Annotated in this window: 20 protein-coding genes and 1 tRNA gene; 13 read left to right on the top strand and 8 right to left on the bottom strand. The window is 58.0% G+C overall.

Annotated elements, in window-relative coordinates; genetic code table 11:
- Window positions 1–954: a PA2778 family cysteine peptidase gene (locus SM130_RS09290; protein WP_102823807.1), complete on the bottom strand. Its 954-nt coding sequence runs from the start codon at window positions 952–954 to the stop codon at window positions 1–3.
- On the bottom strand, window positions 951–1,352 hold the full coding sequence (locus SM130_RS09285) for a PA2779 family protein (protein ID WP_102823806.1): 402 nt from the start codon (window positions 1,350–1,352) through the stop codon (window positions 951–953). The genes SM130_RS09290 and SM130_RS09285 overlap by 4 nt, the downstream gene beginning before the upstream one ends.
- A 204-nt stretch (window positions 1,353–1,556) precedes the next feature.
- Between SM130_RS09285 and SM130_RS09280 the strand changes: the two genes are divergently transcribed.
- On the top strand, window positions 1,557–1,868 hold the full coding sequence (locus SM130_RS09280; RefSeq protein ID WP_102823805.1) for an I78 family peptidase inhibitor: 312 nt from the start codon (window positions 1,557–1,559) through the stop codon (window positions 1,866–1,868).
- Between the two features lie 70 nt (window positions 1,869–1,938).
- Here SM130_RS09280 and SM130_RS09275 read toward each other — a convergent pair whose 3' ends face one another.
- Window positions 1,939–2,967: an acyltransferase family protein gene (locus SM130_RS09275; protein ID WP_102823804.1), complete on the bottom strand. Its 1,029-nt coding sequence runs from the start codon at window positions 2,965–2,967 to the stop codon at window positions 1,939–1,941.
- 241 nt (window positions 2,968–3,208) lie between these two features.
- Between SM130_RS09275 and mobA the strand changes: the two genes are divergently transcribed.
- From mobA to SM130_RS09260, 3 genes are all read left to right on the top strand, one after another.
- A complete protein-coding gene (gene mobA, locus SM130_RS09270) occupies window positions 3,209–3,856 on the top strand; it encodes a molybdenum cofactor guanylyltransferase MobA (RefSeq protein WP_102823803.1) in 648 nt (215 codons plus the stop codon).
- 4 nt (window positions 3,857–3,860) lie between these two features.
- Complete coding sequence (locus SM130_RS09265) at window positions 3,861–4,082, top strand: YgdI/YgdR family lipoprotein (protein WP_102823802.1); 222 nt, start codon at window positions 3,861–3,863, stop codon at window positions 4,080–4,082.
- Between the two features lie 132 nt (window positions 4,083–4,214).
- A tRNA-Pro gene (locus SM130_RS09260) sits at window positions 4,215–4,291 on the top strand.
- A gap of 80 nt (window positions 4,292–4,371) precedes the next feature.
- Here the strand turns inward: SM130_RS09260 and SM130_RS09255 are convergent.
- Window positions 4,372–4,620: a glutaredoxin family protein gene (locus SM130_RS09255; RefSeq protein ID WP_102823801.1), complete on the bottom strand. Its 249-nt coding sequence runs from the start codon at window positions 4,618–4,620 to the stop codon at window positions 4,372–4,374.
- A gap of 421 nt (window positions 4,621–5,041) precedes the next feature.
- Between SM130_RS09255 and SM130_RS09250 the strand changes: the two genes are divergently transcribed.
- From SM130_RS09250 to SM130_RS09225, 6 genes are all read left to right on the top strand, one after another.
- Window positions 5,042–6,319: an OprD family porin gene (locus SM130_RS09250; protein WP_102823800.1), complete on the top strand. Its 1,278-nt coding sequence runs from the start codon at window positions 5,042–5,044 to the stop codon at window positions 6,317–6,319.
- Window positions 6,320–6,547: 228 nt separating this feature from the next.
- On the top strand, window positions 6,548–6,949 hold the full coding sequence (locus SM130_RS09245; RefSeq protein WP_102823799.1) for a DUF883 family protein: 402 nt from the start codon (window positions 6,548–6,550) through the stop codon (window positions 6,947–6,949).
- A 15-nt stretch (window positions 6,950–6,964) separates the two neighbouring features.
- Entirely contained in the window at window positions 6,965–7,345 is a 381-nt protein-coding gene (locus SM130_RS09240) for a phage holin family protein (protein ID WP_102823798.1), read from the top strand.
- Window positions 7,342–7,656 (top strand): hypothetical protein, encoded by a 315-nt coding sequence (locus SM130_RS09235; protein WP_102823797.1) that lies wholly within the window; start codon window positions 7,342–7,344, stop codon window positions 7,654–7,656. Before SM130_RS09240 ends, SM130_RS09235 begins: the two co-directional genes overlap by 4 nt.
- A 174-nt stretch (window positions 7,657–7,830) precedes the next feature.
- Window positions 7,831–9,162, top strand: coding sequence for a deoxyguanosinetriphosphate triphosphohydrolase (locus tag SM130_RS09230; protein ID WP_102823796.1), 1,332 nt, complete (start codon window positions 7,831–7,833; stop codon window positions 9,160–9,162).
- 5 nt (window positions 9,163–9,167) lie between these two features.
- Window positions 9,168–10,259 (top strand): FUSC family protein, encoded by a 1,092-nt coding sequence (locus SM130_RS09225; protein WP_102823795.1) that lies wholly within the window; start codon window positions 9,168–9,170, stop codon window positions 10,257–10,259.
- Here the strand turns inward: SM130_RS09225 and SM130_RS09220 are convergent.
- Complete coding sequence (locus SM130_RS09220; protein WP_102823794.1) at window positions 10,243–10,587, bottom strand: 50S ribosome-binding protein YggL; 345 nt, start codon at window positions 10,585–10,587, stop codon at window positions 10,243–10,245. The genes SM130_RS09225 and SM130_RS09220 overlap by 17 nt on opposite strands.
- 272 nt (window positions 10,588–10,859) lie before the next feature.
- Here SM130_RS09220 and dacB point away from each other — a divergent pair, with 272 nt between their 5' ends.
- Entirely contained in the window at window positions 10,860–12,317 is a 1,458-nt protein-coding gene (gene dacB / locus SM130_RS09215) for a D-alanyl-D-alanine carboxypeptidase/D-alanyl-D-alanine endopeptidase (RefSeq protein ID WP_102823793.1), read from the top strand.
- A gap of 41 nt (window positions 12,318–12,358) precedes the next feature.
- Here the strand turns inward: dacB and rlmKL are convergent, their stop codons facing one another.
- The gene (rlmKL, locus tag SM130_RS09210; protein ID WP_102823792.1) at window positions 12,359–14,539 is read right to left on the bottom strand and encodes a bifunctional 23S rRNA (guanine(2069)-N(7))-methyltransferase RlmK/23S rRNA (guanine(2445)-N(2))-methyltransferase RlmL; all 2,181 of its coding nucleotides are present in this window, start codon (window positions 14,537–14,539) and stop codon (window positions 12,359–12,361) included.
- Window positions 14,540–14,892: 353 nt separating this feature from the next.
- Between rlmKL and rmf the strand changes: the two genes are divergently transcribed.
- The gene (gene rmf / locus SM130_RS09205; protein ID WP_003280740.1) at window positions 14,893–15,108 is read left to right on the top strand and encodes a ribosome modulation factor; all 216 of its coding nucleotides are present in this window, start codon (window positions 14,893–14,895) and stop codon (window positions 15,106–15,108) included.
- A 94-nt stretch (window positions 15,109–15,202) separates the two neighbouring features.
- On the opposite strand, the gene SM130_RS09200 is transcribed toward rmf, so the two are convergent.
- Window positions 15,203–16,234, bottom strand: a complete 1,032-nt coding sequence (locus tag SM130_RS09200; protein ID WP_102823791.1) for a quinone-dependent dihydroorotate dehydrogenase — start codon at window positions 16,232–16,234, stop codon at window positions 15,203–15,205.
- 111 nt (window positions 16,235–16,345) lie between these two features.
- Entirely contained in the window at window positions 16,346–16,567 is a 222-nt protein-coding gene (locus tag SM130_RS09195) for a DUF2835 domain-containing protein (protein WP_102823790.1), read from the bottom strand.
- Window positions 16,568–16,725: 158 nt separating this feature from the next.
- Here SM130_RS09195 and SM130_RS09190 point away from each other — a divergent pair, with 158 nt between their 5' ends.
- Window positions 16,726–17,640 (top strand): DUF6685 family protein, encoded by a 915-nt coding sequence (locus SM130_RS09190; RefSeq protein ID WP_102823789.1) that lies wholly within the window; start codon window positions 16,726–16,728, stop codon window positions 17,638–17,640.
- Window positions 17,641–17,760: the final 120 nt, after the last annotated feature.

Raw genomic sequence — 17,760 nt, 5'->3', positions numbered from 1 at the left:
TCAGGGTGAAGAACACAGTGGAATCGGAAGGCATTGAGCCGCTTGTCCGCTCCCTTGCGCCGGCAACGGCGCTTTGAGGCGAGCATCATCCGGGGCAATTCGTACAGCGCAGGCTTGCGCATCTCGGGCAAGAGAGCCACAACCCCGCTCAGCCAGCACCTGCGAAAGATTGAACCAGCCAATGGCGAAGCCTGGATCGAGACGGACACTCATACGCAGCGACTCTTCAGCCGCAGCCTTTTCTCCAACTGCATACTGACTGTTCGCTAGTGCAAACCGCGAGAGTGCCGAATTCCAGTGCGCTGCCGCGGCCTCATACGCAACCTGAGCAGCGCGGGTCCGCCCCACCTCTTCGAGGTCGCTCGCACTGCGTAGCCAGACCGTTTCCCGTGCCGTGGATGGCATCTGATCAGGCCTGAGCGTAACCACAGCCCAACGCTCGGCCTTGGCCCAAGAACGCTCGAACTCACGGAAACTGCCTACCCAGCGCTTCGTCGTGCCGGAACGCAAAACAATTTGCTGCTTCGGGAGGTCATAGCCTACTACCACGGCGAAGTGCCATTGCGGCCAGCGATCAAAAGCAAGATTTTGCAATACCAACACAGGATTACCTGCTGCTACTTCGGCAAGCAGATCCTCAAGACGTGGTTGCAGCGGATACACGAGAAGACCGCTCGAACGAGCCGCAGCGACCATTTCGACCTGCAGGCTGCCTTTGCGCTGAGGAATGTAAACCTGATCCACCAGCGCGTCCGGCGTCGTAGCGACACCTCGCTGCGAGAGCATTGTTGCCAGCGCAGCGGGCCCGCATTGGTACTCGTCCTGCGGATAGAACGGCACCTCAACCAGCTCTGCCCTCGCCGGAAGCTGCGCATCGTCGACAAGCGTAACCGCCGTCCGAGCGCAGCCGCCGAGCACCGCGAACAGCAGCAGTATGAGTAGCCGCTGACTCAACGGTTGACGCAGTTGACGAAGTTGAAGATGTTGGTTGCACAGAGCATGTCAGTGATGATGAAGATCACCAGGAACAGTACGATCACGCCCACCACACCCGCACCAGCAGGCGCCTGATCTAGCTGCTGATTGAACTGAGCCAGCTCAGCGGCCGTCAGACCATTGATTCGCTTTTCGACCTGGTCGCGCTCTACACCCATCGACTCGAGTTTTTTCTGCACGTCCTGATCATCGAGCATGGAAAGCAATTGCTGCCGGTCCACCTGCTGCTGGTGTTCGGCAACGACTTCTGGCGTGCCGATCATCGCAGCTTGCGCAAGTGGAATCTGTGCCACCAGAAGGATGTGTAGAGCAGCCAGGACCGTCGCGACTCGCTTGAGTAAGGGGGAAGTGAACATAGCGGGAAACTCCTTCTTTATCGTCAACTGAGGATTGCAAAGCGCCATCAGGCAATAAGACGAGCCAATGCCGTTTCGGTTCCCGACCACGGCCTCATTTTAAAAATCCACAAGGCGTGCTCTTTGCGCATGGTTCCACCTGCCCTACCGACCCGCTCGTAACTTTGATAATAGTTGTTTTTGAAGAAAGGGAACGAATAAGGAATGCACACGTATCAGATCAAATTTTCCATTCCACTGCTGATGGCTGCTTCAGCGCTGGCATCTGGCTGTCAGCCCAAAACCACTGCCATCGAACCCATTCATGCAGACGGGACCTGTAACTCCGAGGCTGTGAGCCACTTCGCAGGCAAGAAGGCAACGCCGGAGTTGCTAGAGCAGGCCAGGAATCAATCAGGAGCGAAGACAGCGCGCATACTAGGGCCCGATGACATTGTGACGCTGGAATACAACTCCCAGCGCCTGAACATAAATACCGATGCAAGCATGACCATAGAGCGAATCAGCTGCGGCTGATTGCATGGGGAGACGTCACCAACCATGGCCGCCGCCCACACCTCGACTGGGCGGCGACCAAGGGAAAGCCCTACGCCATAGCCTTGCGCATGCGTAGATGGGACGCGGAGATTCGCTTGGGTGGCGTAAGCAGAAAATGAAGCTTGAAGCGGTCAATAAACACCTGCGCGAGCAGTGGAGCGGCAATTCCGATCAGCGTCCCGATCACAAGATGAGCAGCAATCGAGTCGATACCAAGGAACTTGCTCAGTATTACCCGTACGCCACTGCCTGCCAGAATGTGCATCAGGTATATCGTCATCGAAGACGCGCCGATGAACAGGAACCAATCAACTCGAAACTGCCCGAGCCACATCGACAAGGCAATCATGAAGAAGATCGAGACGGTTGCCAGCGCCAGCACTGGCAACCCGCCACTGGTGTAGTTCAAGCCGAACGTCACATGAAACAGATATTGTCCTGCTACGAACAACACACCGAAGAACAAGGTCAGTTGCGTAAAGCGCGCCAGGAAAAAAGCCTTGACCTCGTTGAACCACACACCAAGCGCAAAGAACACGGTGTTGCCTAGAATGAAGCGCGTCATATTGTTGACCGTCAACTCCTGCTGAAACACGAACAAGACACCAAACAACACAACGAACGGAAGAAAGTAACGGCGATCAGCGCGAGCGTATAGAAACGTGCAGACAACAAACACTAGAAAGAGCGCATAGAGGAACCAGAACTGCGCTCTTGGCATCCACAACAGCGAAAAAACTTCGATAAGGGTGACTTGCCCGTTCGTATAGTTTGACAAGAGGACTTCGAACAACCCCTGCAACAGCGACCAGACAATAAAGGGATACACGATTGTGTCCACTTTATTCACGAGCAGCCCGCCCCGCCCCCTTTTCTGCAGCGAATCGAAGAAGAACAGGCCCGACAGAAAGAAGAACAACGGCATATGGAAGCTGTAGATGATGCTGTCTACCAGCGCGAACTCGCCCTCATCCATTGGCAGGCCCGCGTTGAAAACACCTCGTGCGACATGCCCGTAGACAACGAGAATGATTCCGATCGCCTTGGCGTAATCAACCCAAACGTTTCTCTCCTGCATGTGCTTGTTCTCCTTGTGTCGGCCAATAAGCAGGCGGCATCCGCTTCCTCTGAAAACGCGGATGGAGGAGATAGACAACGGAATTCCTGGTTGGTTTAGCCGAGATTATGTGCTCCGAGGCACAAATACTCCCGACCGATGCCTCACGAGAGCCAAGACATAGGATTAGCTGACGCTGGACGTGAGCGGTTGCCCCCATACCGGCCGGGTGCTATACGCAACATATTTGCGGAGCAACATCATGTCGGATCTGATATTGCCGTCGTGCTCCATCTTGCTTCTAGCAGGCGGTCGTGGTCAGCGTATGGGCGGGCATGACAAGGGCCTGATCGATTGGCATGGTCGGCCACTGATCGCGTGGTTGCATGAAACTGTTCGGCCTCTGACGGACGACCTTTTGCTGTCCTGCAATCGTAATCAATCCTGCTACGCCAAATATGCAGACCGGCTGGTATGCGACGCCGAGGAAGGATATCCAGGCCCCCTTGCAGGAATACGAAGCGGCCTCTCGGTTGCGCGCAATGACTGGATGCTTCTATTGCCTTGCGATACGCCCCTGGTAGATCAACCACTGCTCCAATCTCTTCACGCTGCCGCAACTGACGCGCCGGAAGTACCGGTAATGCTCCGCTGCGGAAAACAATCGGAGCCCCTTTTCAGCATTATCCCTACCTACTTGCGCGCGGAGATCGAAACCTTGTGGCTCGCCGGGGAGCGCAGCCCATTACGCACTCTCCTTCATCTGGGGGTCATGGAGCTTCAGGCTCCCGATGCCGACCCTCGCTTGGCCAACCTCAACAGCCCAGAACTGCTCAAGACCGATTTGCTAGCGGGAACTTCGCAGCGGCACGCTTCGTCCCATGGGTATCGAAACCCGCAAAAGGAATAGCGTCATGCGACCATCTATCATCTCCACCCTCGTCCTCGCTGTGAGTTTCGGGATCCTTGCTGGCTGTGCCAATCCGAGCGTGATTACGCTCAACGATGGCCGAGAAATTCAGACATTGGATCGCCCCGACTATGATGACGAGTCTGGTTTCTATGAATATGAGCAGATCGACGGCAAGCCCGGCAAAGTGAATAAGGATCAGGTGCGCACCGTACGCGAACTTTGAGACGTTTCCCTCCCTGCGTGCCCGAGCAGCTCTTGCCAGGGCACCTTGCACAAATCCTCAGGCACGCTCCAAAAAATTCCCCGCCTAACGCCTTGTGTAGCAAAACTTTTTCTGTAGAATGCGCGCCATCTTCGGAGCGTAGCGCAGCTTGGTAGCGCGTCTCGTTCGGGACGAGAAGGTCGCTGGTTCGAATCCAGTCGCTCCGACCATATCCCTTCGTTCAGCTAGCTGAACGAGCTGAACAAAAAAACCGGCTAATTAGCCGGTTTTTTTATGCCTGTTCCATGCATCATCGCGTCGCACTTTGTAGAAAACTCACCACTTGTTGCGCCTCGAATGGCCAATCCAATTCAGCGCCGGTATCAACGCGACGAAGCACTGGTATGCGCAAGCCGTAATCCTCGACCCACTCGGAACGCTCGGCAATATCGATTAGCTCGACTAGCAGGCCGTGTTCGACTAATGGCATGAGCACTTCCTCGGCCTGCTCACAAAGATGGCAGCCCAAGGTACCGAAGAGTTGACATTCAGGCGACATCCGAAGCCCTCGCAATTTCCGTGCGGAGATACTAGCAAGAGCAGCCTAATTCGCCACTGACTTCAACGGGCCAAAAGCAGGTTATCCGACCTCGAAAATGTGAAACCGCCCCCACTCGCCTGGCGTTTATTGTCACGCCATTCGACTCTGACCGAGCAAAACGCTAGGATGCTGCCACCCGCGGCAACACAGATTGCCCGGCAAATGCCCTTAGTATTTAACCGCCAGACCTATGCAACGCGCGATATACGAAGCAGACCGACCGTCATTTGAGTTGGCCATCAGGGCTGCGACCGTCTAGCACGTTGACTTGCGGGGCTTGGCGACTAAAGTCTAAAGGTTGAAAAACCTCTGTAATGTTTTATTGCATGGCGCCGTAAAGAGCGACTTCAGAGCATCATCCAACGAGGAGAAATAAGAAATGCTCAAGACCCCCATCGCCCGGGGCGTGGCCCTCGCCACTCTGGGAGCAACACTGGCTATCCCCACCATGGCTCAAGCCGCCTTCATTGATGACACCAAGGCTGGCCTGGAACTCCGTAACTTCTATTTCAACCGTGATTTCCGTCAAGAAGGCGGTGCTAGTGGCCAATCCAAGGCTGAAGAGTGGGGCCAAGGCTTCCTGCTTCGCGTAGAGTCTGGATATACCGAGGGCACAGTTGGGTTCGGGGTTGACGCTCTAGCGCTGCAGGGTGTCAAGCTATATTCCAGTGAAGACACTGCTGGTAGTGGCTTGATGCCTAGCTCCTACGGCAATGAGGCTCCGGGAGATTGGTCGTCGTTTGGCCTGACCGGCAAAGCCAAGGTTTCCGAGACTATTCTCAAAGTTGGCACTCTGCAGTTCAAGAACCCTGCCATTGGCACCAGCGACAGCCGTCTGCTGCCGCAAACCATGCAGGGCGCCCAGATCATCTCTAAAGAGATTAAAGGGCTGACTCTGGACGCAGGCTATGCGAACCGTATCAACCATCGCGACTCCACCAACAACCAGGTAATGGCGCTGAATACCGGGGGCCGCCGCGGTATCAGTATTGAGGGTGGCGCAGCAAACAATCAGTCCGACGACTTCCGCTTCCTCGGCGGCAGCTATCAAGTCTCCAAGGACCTGACTGCTACTTACTACTACAGCAATCTGGAAGACCTCTATAAGCAGCACACGTACAACCTCGTACATGTGCTGCCAATCGCTGATGGCCAGTCCCTCAAAACCGACCTGCGTTACTCGCGTTCGAAGGATGACGGCAGCTCTAACGTAGACAACAAAGCGCTTGGCGCCATGGTGACTTACTCGCTTAGCGGCCATAGCTTCGGCCTTGGCTACCAGAAAATGAGCGGCGATACCGGCTTCGCTTATGTTGGCGGCGCTACCGATCCGTTCCTGGTTAACTACGTTCAGATCAACGATTTCGCCAACGCTGACGAGAAGTCATGGCAGGCTCGCTACGACTTCAACTTTGCCTCCATTGGTATCCCGGGTCTAACCTTCATGACTCGTTATATCACCGGCGATAACTTCGAGCGCGCTAACGGCACCGAAGGCAAAGAGTGGGAACGCGACATGGACATTGGCTACACCTTCCAAGAAGGTGCGCTGAAGAACCTGAACCTGAAATGGCGTAACGCCACTGCCCGTAATAACTACGGCAACGACATCGACGAGAATCGTCTGATCGTTAGTTACACCATTCCGCTGATGTAATAGCGGTTGAAAACGGTGCAGTAGAAAGAAAACCCGCTTTAGGCGGGTTTTCTTTTGCTCGTAGTTACGAGGCTTGCCGTCTAGCAGAGGAGAATTCTCTATGGTAGAGCCATGTCATACACGCTCTCGGCTAGACTAACGAAGCGGGGAACCTTTACAACAACTCCACGCTCGAAACTTAAGGCAACGGGACGTCCCGTCCCCGCGAGATTCAAGAAGGAGCTGCGAATGTCTACCGAATCCACCTTCGGCACCAGCGACAACACCCCTATCCCTGAGGGTCCTGCTGGGAGCACCCGCCCCCTGATCGATACGTCGGCCCATCGCCGTAACTTGCAGGCTGCACAGAATGCCTTGATCGAGGAGTTTCATACTCTGATCGGCGACACTGAGCGACTGCTCAAGCACACCCAGGAAACCGCCGGCGGGCAGACCGAAGAGCTGCGCGGCAAGATCAATGCGAATATCGCTAAGGCTCGGGAGATGCTGAAGGAGCGCGAGGGCTCGATGCGTGAACAGAGCCAGGCGGCCATTCAGTGCACTGAGGAATACGTGCACACCCATCCATGGCAGTCGATCGGTATCGCCGCCGGCGTTGGCTTTCTGCTCGGTCTGATTACACGTCGATAAATGGGAGAGACACCAATGGAAGCGAAGCCCGGCGCCGAGGCCCCTAAGCCATCGCTGAAAAAGCTGGGCGGCGCATTCGTCGGTCTGCTACAGGGACATCTGGAGCTGGTTGGCATAGAGGTCCAGGAAGAGAAAGCCCGTACATTTCGGCTATTTCTACTGGCCGGGGTCAGCCTGATTCTAGGTCTTTTGATTCTGGTTGGTCTTTCAGCGGCGATTGTCATCGCATTCTGGGAGACTCACCGGATCGCTGCAATCCTGACGTTGTGCGCCGTTTACGCAGTTGTCATGGTCGTATGTATCAGCCGTGCCATCTCGCTTGCCAAACAGTGCGCCGCGCCATTCCAGGCCACTCTTGAAGAACTGGAGCGTAACCGGGAGCGCCTATTGCCATGAGCCGACCGCTAAGCACGTCGAATGAATTGAGTATGCGCAAAGACCTGGTGCGCTTGCGGATGGAGATGCATCGCCAGCAGATGCTCTACCACGCACAACCGATTTCTCATCCATTGCAACAGGTGAAGAATTTCGTCACGTCACGCCGCTCATCAACTGAATCATCCTCAGGTAGAGGCCCGATGATGATGGCGGCCACGGTGATGCTTGCGCTGTTCGGTCGCCGATTGGGGAGGATGGGCAAACTGGCTCGTGTGGCGCTGACCCTCTACCCGCTGATCAAGGGTCAGCAAAAGCTGCGAAACAGGTAACGCGCACTCATCGCCCCAACCTCGTGAACACGACTCACCTTGCCGCAGGTTGCCGCAGGGCCGAGGCGAGTCGTGCTGTGCAATCATGCTTCACCTCTGACACGTTAGCCGATCTGCATCCAGCAGTTATGGTAGCTTTGCACCAGCCCGCTAATGGCAATATGGAGATGGTCCTTGGACTGGCACACACTGCTTACCCGCGAACGACTCGGCAAGTCGGCCCATAGCAATGACGAGTTGGGCCGCAGCCCTTTTCACAAGGACCATGATCGCATCATCTTCTCCGGAGCCTTCCGCCGGCTCGGGCGCAAGACGCAGGTCCATCCGGTTTCCAGCAACGATCATATTCACACTCGCCTGACACACTCGCTAGAAGTGAGCTGCGTAGGACGATCTCTAGGCATGCGTGTCGGCGAAGTATTGCGCGACGACCTGCCTGAATGGTGCAGCCCAGCCGACCTTGGCATGATCGTGCAGTCGGCATGCCTGGCCCACGACATCGGCAACCCGCCCTTCGGGCATTCCGGTGAGGATGCGATTCGCTGCTGGTTCCAACAGGCCGCAGGGCGCGGATGGCTCGACGACATGAGCGACGCACAGCGCGCCGACTTTCTCAATTTCGAAGGCAACGCCCAGGGTTTTCGCGTCCTCACGCAACTGGAGTATCACCAGTTCGACGGTGGAACACGGCTGACCTATGCCACGCTCGGCACTTACCTGAAGTATCCCTGGACCTCTCGCCACGCAGAGGCACTGGGGTACAAGAAGCACAAATTCGGCTCCTACCAGAACGAGCAACAGCTGCTCGAGCAGATTGCGCAGAAGCTGAACCTGCCGCAGGTTGCAGAGCAGCGCTGGGCGCGCCATCCCCTCGTTTACCTCATGGAAGCGGCAGATGACATCTGCTATGGCCTGATCGATCTCGAAGACGGCCTTGAGATGGAGCTGCTGGAATATTCGGAAGTCGAAGCGTTGTTGCTGGCGCTGGTTGGCGATGACATTCCGGAAACCTATCGCCAACTCGGTCCTCGCGATTCCAGGCGACGCAAGTTGGCGATTCTGCGCGGCAAGGCAATCGAACACCTGACCAATGCAGCAGCCGGCGCGTTCGTCGAGCAGCAGGGCGCCTTGCTCCGCGGTGATCTGCATGGCGATCTGGTCGAGCACATGCATGGCCAGGCGAAAGAATGCGTATTGCAGGCAAAGGCAATGGCCCGGCAGAAGATCTTCCAGGACAAGCGTAAAACGCTGCATGAGATTGGCGCTTACACAACGTTGGAGATACTGCTCAACGCGTTTTGCGGTGCAGCGCTGGAGCAGCATCATGGCGGCACTCCTTCGTTCAAGAATCAACGAATCCTCGATCTGCTAGGCCGTAGCGCCCCATCTCCCGATCTGCCGCTCTATCAGTCGTACTTGCGCATGATCGACTTCATCGCAGGCATGACCGACAGTTACGCCACGGAAATGGCCGGCGAGATGACCGGCCGCTCCAGCCCGGTCTGACTGGCATGAAGCGCCTGTTACGACAGAGCATTCACTGGAACCCCGGCCGGCCAGCTTGGGGTGCAGCCATGGTTGCCGGCTTCGGTTGCGCCCTACCCCTGCTGCTCGGCCTGTTCAGCGGTCATCCAGGCTTCCTTTGGGCAACTGTCGGCGCGTTTCAGGCGGCCAAGGCCAACCCCCTTCACCGGTTCGGCATGTTGCGCATGCTACTACTCATCGCGTTAGGCGCCGGGAGTGCCGGGCTCGGCTTCTGGTCCGCGACTCACCCACTGATCAGTCTTGGTTTGTTCGCTTTCTACGGCTTGCTACTGGCCTGGCTGCAGCGCTATGGCAGCGAAGCGGGAAAGCTCGGTATTGGGCTCGCTATCTGCCTGTGTCTGGGCCAGGGGCAATATGGTATCGGCGAGTTCAATAATCCTTATGCGATCGCTGTGCTCTTTGCGCTTGGCGGGCTCTGGGTGACATTGTTGGCGTTCGGCATGCGCGGGATGCATGGGCTGCGCATGTGGCCCTACATGCCCAGGCTAATGAGCATTCTGCGGGTGCTACGCCGGCATGCGCGACGCACGCCGATCCGCCAATGGCGCGTGCATGCGCTGAGCTACACCTTAGCCGGTGCATTGGGTGGCGTGATCGTTAACATGGCGGACTTGCCGAGAGGCTACTGGCTGACGCTGGCAGTGTTCACCACGCTGCAGATGGATCTGGAGCGGAGCCTGGTGCGGGCGCTGCAAGCGAGTCTGGGGATATTGGCTGCGGCGGCAATTCTGATCTACATCGGCCATGGCCTAGCCGATCCACCGCTGATGGTGATGATTCTGCTCCCGCTGGTGGTGCTGGGAAGGGCCTTCCAGGCGAACCACTACGGGCTGTTCGTGCTGCAGACTACTCTGCTATTCCTGCTACTGGCAGAGACGCTGGCGCAGGATTGGAATCTGCCACAGATTCGCCTCATAAACGCCGCTATCGGCGTAGGCGTCGCGCTGCTGGTAGCAACGCTGATGCATCTGCTACATGTGCTGCTGGCCAGGCGTTCGCGCAGGAAGGCCCAGCTCGCAGCGCAACGATCAGAAGAGCAGACTACTTCTCAGCCCTGATCGGGTTTTCCGGATACCACACATCCATCAGCGGGCTGACGCTGTACTCAGCCAATTCGCTGCGACCTTTGAGCCAGGCATCGACTGTCGCGCGCTGCTCCTCGCTGACCGAACCGCGGCGGCCCAGGCAGACAAAACCGTAGTCTTCACCGCCGATATAGCCGAGTTCGTTACCTTCCATCGCTTCACCGATGAACGCTTCGAGGAAGTCATCTACGGCCTTGCTTTCAATCCCATCGCGATAGGTCAGATTGATCTCGAAGCCCAGTTCCTGGAACTCATCGACACAGAGTTTCTTGCGCAGGCGGCGCGAACGATTGGTAGCCATTGAAGCGATCCTTTTTCTACTTGATGACGGCGCGCACTCTAACAGCAACCCCGTGCCAAGGCGATCACCGACCGTGAACCAGACGATCGTAGCGCCTGGCCGCGTATCTTGTTTTGCAGTTACCCATGTGCCACAGCTACGCTTATCGGATAGAGGCACCGCGCCTCTACCTCCCGGGCATAATGGCCCGCATTCGTTCCCTTAGAGCAGTGGGAAATCGTATGTCAGATCGCATCGCCAGCAGCCCCTTGTGTATGCCCAGAGGTGCTCGCATGAAGAACATCCTCCGCGGCATTAGTTTCGCCATTCTTTCCTTGCCTTTGGCCTTGCCATCGCTGGCCGCGGGTGTAAACCAGACGCTGCCTACCCGCGTCGAGCAGGCGCTCAAAGCGAACAAGATCAACAACGAAGCATTGTCGTTGGTCATGCTGCCACTAACCGGCAACGCCACATCTACCATCGTCAACGCTGACGTTTCGGTAAACCCTGCCTCGACCATGAAGCTCGTTACCACCTATGCCGCGCTCGAACTGCTTGGGCCCAATCATCAGTGGAAGACCGAGTTCTATGCGGACGGTCCGCTGGTGGATGGCACCCTCAACGGCAATCTCTATCTCAAAGGTGGCGGCGACCCGAAGCTGAACATGGAGAAGCTTTGGCTACTGCTGCGAGATCTGCGCGCCAATGGCGTGAGCAGGGTCACCGGCGACCTGGTGCTGGACCGCAGCCATTTCGTCCAACCCAACCTGCCGGTTTTCGACGATGACGGCGGCGACCAAAACAAGCCATTTCTGGTCGGGCCGGATTCGCTGCTAGTTAACTTGAAGGCGCTGCGTTTCATCGTGCGCAACGATGGCGGCAAGGTGAACATCGCGGTGGAGCCTCCCATCGCCACTGTTCGCATCGACAACCGCGTACAGGCACTACCCGCAGCCAAATGCCCAGGCTGGCCGGAGGTGCTCTACAACCCTGTAGCAGAGGGTGATGGCGTAACCGTCGTGGTCACTGGCAAGCTCGCCGACGGCTGCAGCGCACAAACCTATCTTTCATTGCTGGATCACGAGCGCTACGCCGCAGGCGCAGTACGTGCGATCTGGGGTGAGCTCGGCGGAAGTATTCTTGGCCGCGATCGGGTAGCACAGGTCCCCAGCAGCGCGCGGCTACTGGCGAGGGCTTACTCGCCTGATCTCACCGAGATCATTCGTGACATCAACAAATACAGCAACAACACCATGGCCAAGCAGCTGTTCCTGAGCCTGGGCGCAACGTTCCGAAATGAAGCCGACGCGGACGACGCCAAGGCGGCGCAGCGGGTAATCCGCCAGTGGCTGGCCAAGAAGGGGCTGATTTCCCCACACTTGGTAATCGAGAATGGCTCTGGGCTTTCGCGCGCGGAGCGCGTCAGCGCCAGGGAGTTTGGCAACCTGCTGCAGGCTGCCTGGCGCAGCCCGTACGCCGCCGAGTTCATCTCGTCGATGCCACTTGCTGCCGTAGACGGCACCATGCGCAAGCGTCTGCGCAACACGCCAGTGGCAGGCAAGGCACATATGAAGACCGGCACGCTGAACAACGTACGCGCCATAGCCGGCTACAGCCGCGACGGTGACGGCAATGTCTGGGCGGTGGTGGCCATCCTCAACCATCCGCGCCCCTGGGGCGCCTCATCGATTCTCGATCAGGTGCTGGTAAGCCTGTACAACCAGCGCAACGAAAACACGGCGCACCGCTGATAGCCGAACTAAGGCAGGCCGAGCGGCCTGCCTTAACACGATCACCGAGCCTGCAGTTTCCAGGCGCGGTGAATTCGAGGATTGCGGCGGAAGTCTTCATCCAGCGTCGAGGCAGTGATTTCCTCCACGGCATAGCGGTCGCTCAAACTTGCATCCAACACGAACTTGCGGAAGTTGTTGGAGAAATACAGAGTGCCACCTGCAGCCAGCCGTGCCATAGCCAGATCAAGCAACGCCAGATGGTCACGCTGCACGTCAAACACGCCTTCCATACGCTTGGAATTGGAGAAGGTCGGCGGGTCGATGAAGATGAGATCGTACTCGTCACGATCTTCTTCCAGCCAAGCCATTACATCCCCCTGCTCCAGCCGTTGCCGATCCGACAGCCCATTTAGCGCCAGGTTACGTCGCGCCCAGTCGAGATAGGTTTTCGACAGGTCAACGCTAGTCGTGCTGCGAGCACCACCCTTCGCGGCGTGCACCGTTGCGGTAGCGGTATAGCAGTACAGGTTGAGAAAACGTTTGCCGGCCGCCTCTCGTTGAATACGCAGGCGCAGCGAACGGTGGTCGAGAAACAGCCCGGTGTCGAGATAATCGGTGAGATTGACCAGCAGCTTGACGCCGCCTTCAGCTACCTCAAGGAACTCGCCCTGAGTGGCCTGCCGTTCGTACTGGCGCGTACCGGACTGTCGCTCGCGCCGCTTGACCACCACTTTCTCGCGCGGAATACCCAGCGCCTGTGGAATTGCGGCCAAAGCGTCGAGCAGACGTACCTGGGCTTTGTCCGGGTCAATCGAGCGTGGTGGTGCATATTCCTGAACGTGTACCCAATCGCGGTACAGGTCGATTGCCAGCGCGTATTCCGGCATATCGGCGTCATACAGCCGATAGCACTCGATGCCCTCACGACGCGCCCACTTCCCGAGCTGACGCAGGTTCTTCTGCAGGCGATTAGCAAACATTTGCCCGCCTTCGCTTAGGCGCGCCTGCTCGACCGGAGCCTGCTGTTGCGTATTGTCCTCGTTTGCAGCCGTGCGCTGGCCGGTGACGAACTGCTCCAGATCGACCTTGATCAACAGCAGCTTGCACGGCAGCGCACCATTCCAGAACGCATACTGCTTGTGGCTGCGAATGCCCATGCGCTTGCCGAGATCCGGCGACGCAGTGAACACCGCCGCTTCCCAACCCAGGCAGGCCTGACGCAAACGCTCGCCGAGATTCTGATAGAGGTAAAGCAGGCTCGCCTCGTCACCGAGGCGCTCGCCGTATGGTGGGTTGCAGATGACCAAGCCCTTCTGGTTCTGGTCCGGCCGCGGCTCGAAATCGCCGACGTCGCCCTGATAAACCTTGATCCAGCCGGCCAGGCCGGCGCGCTCGATGTTGTTGCGCCCCGGCTGAATCAGTCGAGGGTCGGCCTCATAGCCGCGGATCCACAACGGTGGTTTGGCCAGCCCAACCTCCGCTCGCGCCAGTGCCTCAGCATGCAAACGGGCCCAGATCGCTGGGACGTGTCCGAGCCAGGCACTGAATCCCCAACGCTCGCGCTTGAGGTTCGGTGCGATGTCCGCTGCCATCATTGCCCCTTCGACGAGAAAGGTGCCGACGCCGCACATGGGGTCGGCCAGCGCACCACCAGCAGCGGCAATGCGCGGCCAGCCAGCACGAATCAAAATCGCGGCTGCGAGGTTTTCCTTCAGCGGTGCCGCGCCCTGCTGTAGGCGATAGCCGCGCTGGTGAAGGCTGTGCCCAGAAAGATCGAGCGAAAGGACCGCCTGCCCCCTGTCTAGGCGCAAATGCACCCGCAGGTCAGGGTCGAGCTTGTCGATGCTGGGTCGCTCGCCCGATGCGGTACGCAGGCGATCAACGATAGCGTCCTTGACCTTAAGCGCACCGAAATGGGTATTGTCGATGCCGGAGCCGCGACCGCTGAACTCCACCGCCAGGCTACCGACTGGCTGCAGATGTTCAGCCCAGTCGACATCATGGACGCCCTGATAGAGTGTCTCGGCATCGACCGTAGGAAAACGGCGTATTACCAGCAGCACGCGATTGGCCAGACGTGACCACAGACAGAGCCGGTAGGCCACGTCCAGCGCACCGAATCCTCGAATCGCGGACGTCTGCTCGCGCGCTTCTTCCAATCCGAGTGCGGTCGCCTCTTCAAGCAGCAGGCCTTCGAGCCCCTTGGGACAGGTCAGTATCAATTCATGGCGGTCGGTCATGGTGTTTCCAGAAAAGATGCTTCGCCGTTCGACCCTTTCGTCGGAACAAGCCCAGCAGAGAAAATAAAAGAAGCGGCTACGAAATATGTCTAAACGCTGACAGAAAGGCGAAGCAGTACACTTCAGGTGCCGTTCTGTTTCCGGCTTATGGGCAGAACCATTAATTCGTTACCTACTTATGACAAAACGATCATTCCAGCGCCTTCAGCATTGGGTTAGAACTCACCTCAGGCCGGCATCGCAAATATGTCGGCGAAGCGCGCCACGCCGGCAGCGCGCTTCATAGGCAGTCTATCTGCCCGGTCTCGCCATGAGGCCAAGGAACACCAGTCAACCACTGAGGGCAATACCCAATGAGAAGACTCAAGCGTGATCCGATGGAACGAGCATTCCTGCGCGGTTATCAACACGGCATACATGGCAAATCTCGCGACCTCTGTCCTTTTTCACATCCCAATGTTCGCCAAGCCTGGATCAACGGCTGGCGGGAGGGTCGCGGCGACAACTGGGATGGCCTGACCGGCACGGCCGGTCTGCATAGACTCAACGAACTCCACGCGGTCGGCTGATTCACCCATCCTTCCGACCTGATACAGCACGCCCTACCCGGGCGGCGGGCTAGACGCCCAGGGGCTCCACCAGGAGCCCCTTCCCAAAGCAACTTCAGCGCGCTTGTGAGCGCAACGCCGCGATGGCATCCACCGCCTCGCGGATCAAGGCCGGTCCCTTGTAGATGAACCCTGAATACAACTGGACCAAGCTGGCCCCCGCCTCGATCTTCTCTGCCGCATGCCGACCTTCGGTAATACCGCCTACCGCAATGATCGGCAGTCGTCCACCAAGGGTCTGCGCCAGCACCCTGACCGTGTGTGTGCTTTTCTCCCGTACGGGCGCACCCGACAGACCGCCAGCTTCATCGGCGTGTGCCAGGCCGGCAACACCTTCACGCCCAAGGGTGGTGTTAGTGGCGATGATCGCATCCATCCCCGCCTGGAAAACGGCCTCGCCCACCAGCGCCGTTTCTTCGTCGGTCATGTCAGGGGCGATCTTGATGGCCAGCGGTACGCGCTTGCCGTGCATGATTTCCAGATCCTCACGGCGCAGGCGCAACGCGTCGAGTAACTTCTTGAGCGAATCGCCGAACTGGAGACTGCGCAAGCCCGGCGTATTCGGCGAACTGACGTTCACCGTGACATAGCTGGCGTGGTGATACACCTTGTCCAGGCACAGCAGGTAGTCCTCATCGGCACGCTCGACCGGCGTGTCGAAGTTCTTGCCGATGTTGATACCGAGCACACCCTTGAACCTTGCAGCTTCGACGCGCGCCAGCAGTGCATCGACGCCATGATTGTTGAACCCCATGCGATTGATGATCGCCTCGGCCTCGGGCAGTCGGAATATCCTCGGCTTGGGGTTGCCCGGCTGCGGACGCGGCGTCACGGTTCCCACCTCGATGAAGCCAAAGCCCAGCTGCGACATCCCGCGAATGGCCTCGCCGTTCTTATCCAACCCGGCAGCCAGACCCACTGGGTTGGGAAAGTCCAAGCCCATCACTCGGACAGGAAGACTTGCCGGTGATTTACCCAACATCGCATTGAGCCCGAGACGGCCACCGGCGCCAATCAACTCGAGGGAAAGTTCATGGGAAGTTTCCGGAGATAACTTGAACAACAGCTGGCGGGCCAGGTTATACATACGCAGCCTAAAATCTCGGTAAATGTGGACGCGGAGTATAGCAGCCGAAGGGGTTTCAGCGGCCGCTTACGAGGTGGGAAATACGCCGCCACGACGAGGTCGACAATCGCCCTATTTCAGACGTCGCAAGCGCAGCAATTCGCCCTGCTCCGAGAATTCGAGCTCAAAGGAACCATATATGCCTTCGTGGGTCAGAAACGGGCGCAGATGATGCGCCGGCAAGCTGACTCGCGTGCCCTCACGGCTTCGGATCAGGACTCGATTCGCATGGCCCTGATATACCGCTTTCATTCGCTCGGCCGGTAATGCGATATCCAGCAGCAGATTTGGCATGGAGGCTCCTCAATGATCTATTCCGCGATATTGCCACATCGATACGTCACCTTTGGCCAGGCCTGTGACGCAGGACCAGCCCGCAAGGGGTGCAAAGCCCGTGCGCAAATGACACAGGTCTGCCACACTTCGGCCGTAGCCCTGAGAGCTCAAGCATCATGATGAGCCTGCCCGAGCCCATGCCTTTACTGACATCTCAAATCGCCAGACTTGCGCAACGCCTCGGGCTACGCTCCAAGGCTTCGCTTCCGATCCAGGAGCGCGCCAGCAGTTTGCAGCTGCCCTTCTCCCGCTTACCCGAGCCGGAACCAAGTATTTTCTGGAATGACGGCCCTTGCCTGCAGCGCCTGCTCGAATTGCCAAGGGGCGCTCTGTCTGGCCCGGTTCAGGAAGACAAGGCTCGCGCTCATGCCGCCCTCACCCGATTGATCAGTAAGGATTCCGTTCGGTCACAGCTCGACCTACGGCAGATCGATGGCTTTGGTGGCCAATGCAAAGCCGACTCGAACTACCCGACCTTCGAGGCCTTCGCCACGACCGCCGCCTGCAGACAGGTGCGGATCATCAGCTACAAGGATTTTCTCCGAGCGCTCGGCAGCGCCTTGCCTGGGTTCGACATGGGAGCAGCGATAGAGGTGCGCCAGGCCAGTTGGCTCGGCGAGCGGCTTTACTGGGCCGGGGAACACCATCTCGAAGCATTCGCCTGTGCCGTGTCCTATGCCCGCCTACGCGGCCTGGAAGTGATGCTGACGGCGGATGTTACCGATTACCGCCTTGACCGCTCTGGCGTTCATGCGCTGGACGCGGAATATCACGCGGTGACAATGCCAGCCCAGGCATGGAGCGACTGTGAATTCATGGCATTGCTTCTCGACAGCCAGGTGCCCTATGCCCGCCTGACCCTGTTACGTGATACCAGCAATTCGGAATTGCTGTTGCTGGAGAAGCGCGATCCGACCGCCAACGCCATTGGTGAGGGCCTGAAGGCAGCGGGTGCGCCAGACCTCATCCGTTACCTGCGTGATTTACCGCAGATCACACGCTTCAAGGTCGGACTGCCTGCGCACGACTGAAGCATCACCCGCCTCCGATCATTTCTCTCGAAAAACTCTGACCTGAACATAAAAACAGCGCACCGCCCAAGGGCGGTGCGCTGCGTTACTTCGGATCCGCGGCTAACCGTCTGGGATCAG

Source organism: Stutzerimonas stutzeri, assembly GCF_038561965.1.
GTDB classification, from domain to species: domain Bacteria; phylum Pseudomonadota; class Gammaproteobacteria; order Pseudomonadales; family Pseudomonadaceae; genus Stutzerimonas; species Stutzerimonas stutzeri_AA.
The sequence above is the reverse complement of the archived record's forward strand: the minus strand, read 5'-3'. Positions and strand labels throughout refer to the sequence as shown.

What these genes read in the sequence shown, in the direction of transcription:
- SM130_RS09285 (WP_102823806.1), bottom strand. Translation starts at nt 1,352, where the DNA reads ATGTTCACTTCCCCCTTACTCAAGCGAGTCGCGACGGTCCTGGCTGCT.
- SM130_RS09280 (WP_102823805.1), top strand. Translation starts at nt 1,557, where the DNA reads ATGCACACGTATCAGATCAAATTTTCCATTCCACTGCTGATGGCTGCT.
- SM130_RS09275 (WP_102823804.1), bottom strand. Translation starts at nt 2,967, where the DNA reads ATGCAGGAGAGAAACGTTTGGGTTGATTACGCCAAGGCGATCGGAATC.
- mobA (WP_102823803.1), top strand. Translation starts at nt 3,209, where the DNA reads ATGTCGGATCTGATATTGCCGTCGTGCTCCATCTTGCTTCTAGCAGGC.
- SM130_RS09265 (WP_102823802.1), top strand. Translation starts at nt 3,861, where the DNA reads ATGCGACCATCTATCATCTCCACCCTCGTCCTCGCTGTGAGTTTCGGG.
- SM130_RS09255 (WP_102823801.1), bottom strand. Translation starts at nt 4,620, where the DNA reads ATGTCGCCTGAATGTCAACTCTTCGGTACCTTGGGCTGCCATCTTTGT.
- SM130_RS09250 (WP_102823800.1), top strand. Translation starts at nt 5,042, where the DNA reads ATGCTCAAGACCCCCATCGCCCGGGGCGTGGCCCTCGCCACTCTGGGA.
- SM130_RS09245 (WP_102823799.1), top strand. Translation starts at nt 6,548, where the DNA reads ATGTCTACCGAATCCACCTTCGGCACCAGCGACAACACCCCTATCCCT.
- SM130_RS09240 (WP_102823798.1), top strand. Translation starts at nt 6,965, where the DNA reads ATGGAAGCGAAGCCCGGCGCCGAGGCCCCTAAGCCATCGCTGAAAAAG.
- SM130_RS09235 (WP_102823797.1), top strand. Translation starts at nt 7,342, where the DNA reads ATGAGCCGACCGCTAAGCACGTCGAATGAATTGAGTATGCGCAAAGAC.
- SM130_RS09225 (WP_102823795.1), top strand. Translation starts at nt 9,168, where the DNA reads ATGAAGCGCCTGTTACGACAGAGCATTCACTGGAACCCCGGCCGGCCA.
- SM130_RS09220 (WP_102823794.1), bottom strand. Translation starts at nt 10,587, where the DNA reads ATGGCTACCAATCGTTCGCGCCGCCTGCGCAAGAAACTCTGTGTCGAT.
- dacB (WP_102823793.1), top strand. Translation starts at nt 10,860, where the DNA reads ATGAAGAACATCCTCCGCGGCATTAGTTTCGCCATTCTTTCCTTGCCT.
- rlmKL (WP_102823792.1), bottom strand. Translation starts at nt 14,539, where the DNA reads ATGACCGACCGCCATGAATTGATACTGACCTGTCCCAAGGGGCTCGAA.
- rmf (WP_003280740.1), top strand. Translation starts at nt 14,893, where the DNA reads ATGAGAAGACTCAAGCGTGATCCGATGGAACGAGCATTCCTGCGCGGT.
- SM130_RS09200 (WP_102823791.1), bottom strand. Translation starts at nt 16,234, where the DNA reads ATGTATAACCTGGCCCGCCAGCTGTTGTTCAAGTTATCTCCGGAAACT.
- SM130_RS09195 (WP_102823790.1), bottom strand. Translation starts at nt 16,567, where the DNA reads ATGCCAAATCTGCTGCTGGATATCGCATTACCGGCCGAGCGAATGAAA.
- SM130_RS09190 (WP_102823789.1), top strand. Translation starts at nt 16,726, where the DNA reads ATGATGAGCCTGCCCGAGCCCATGCCTTTACTGACATCTCAAATCGCC.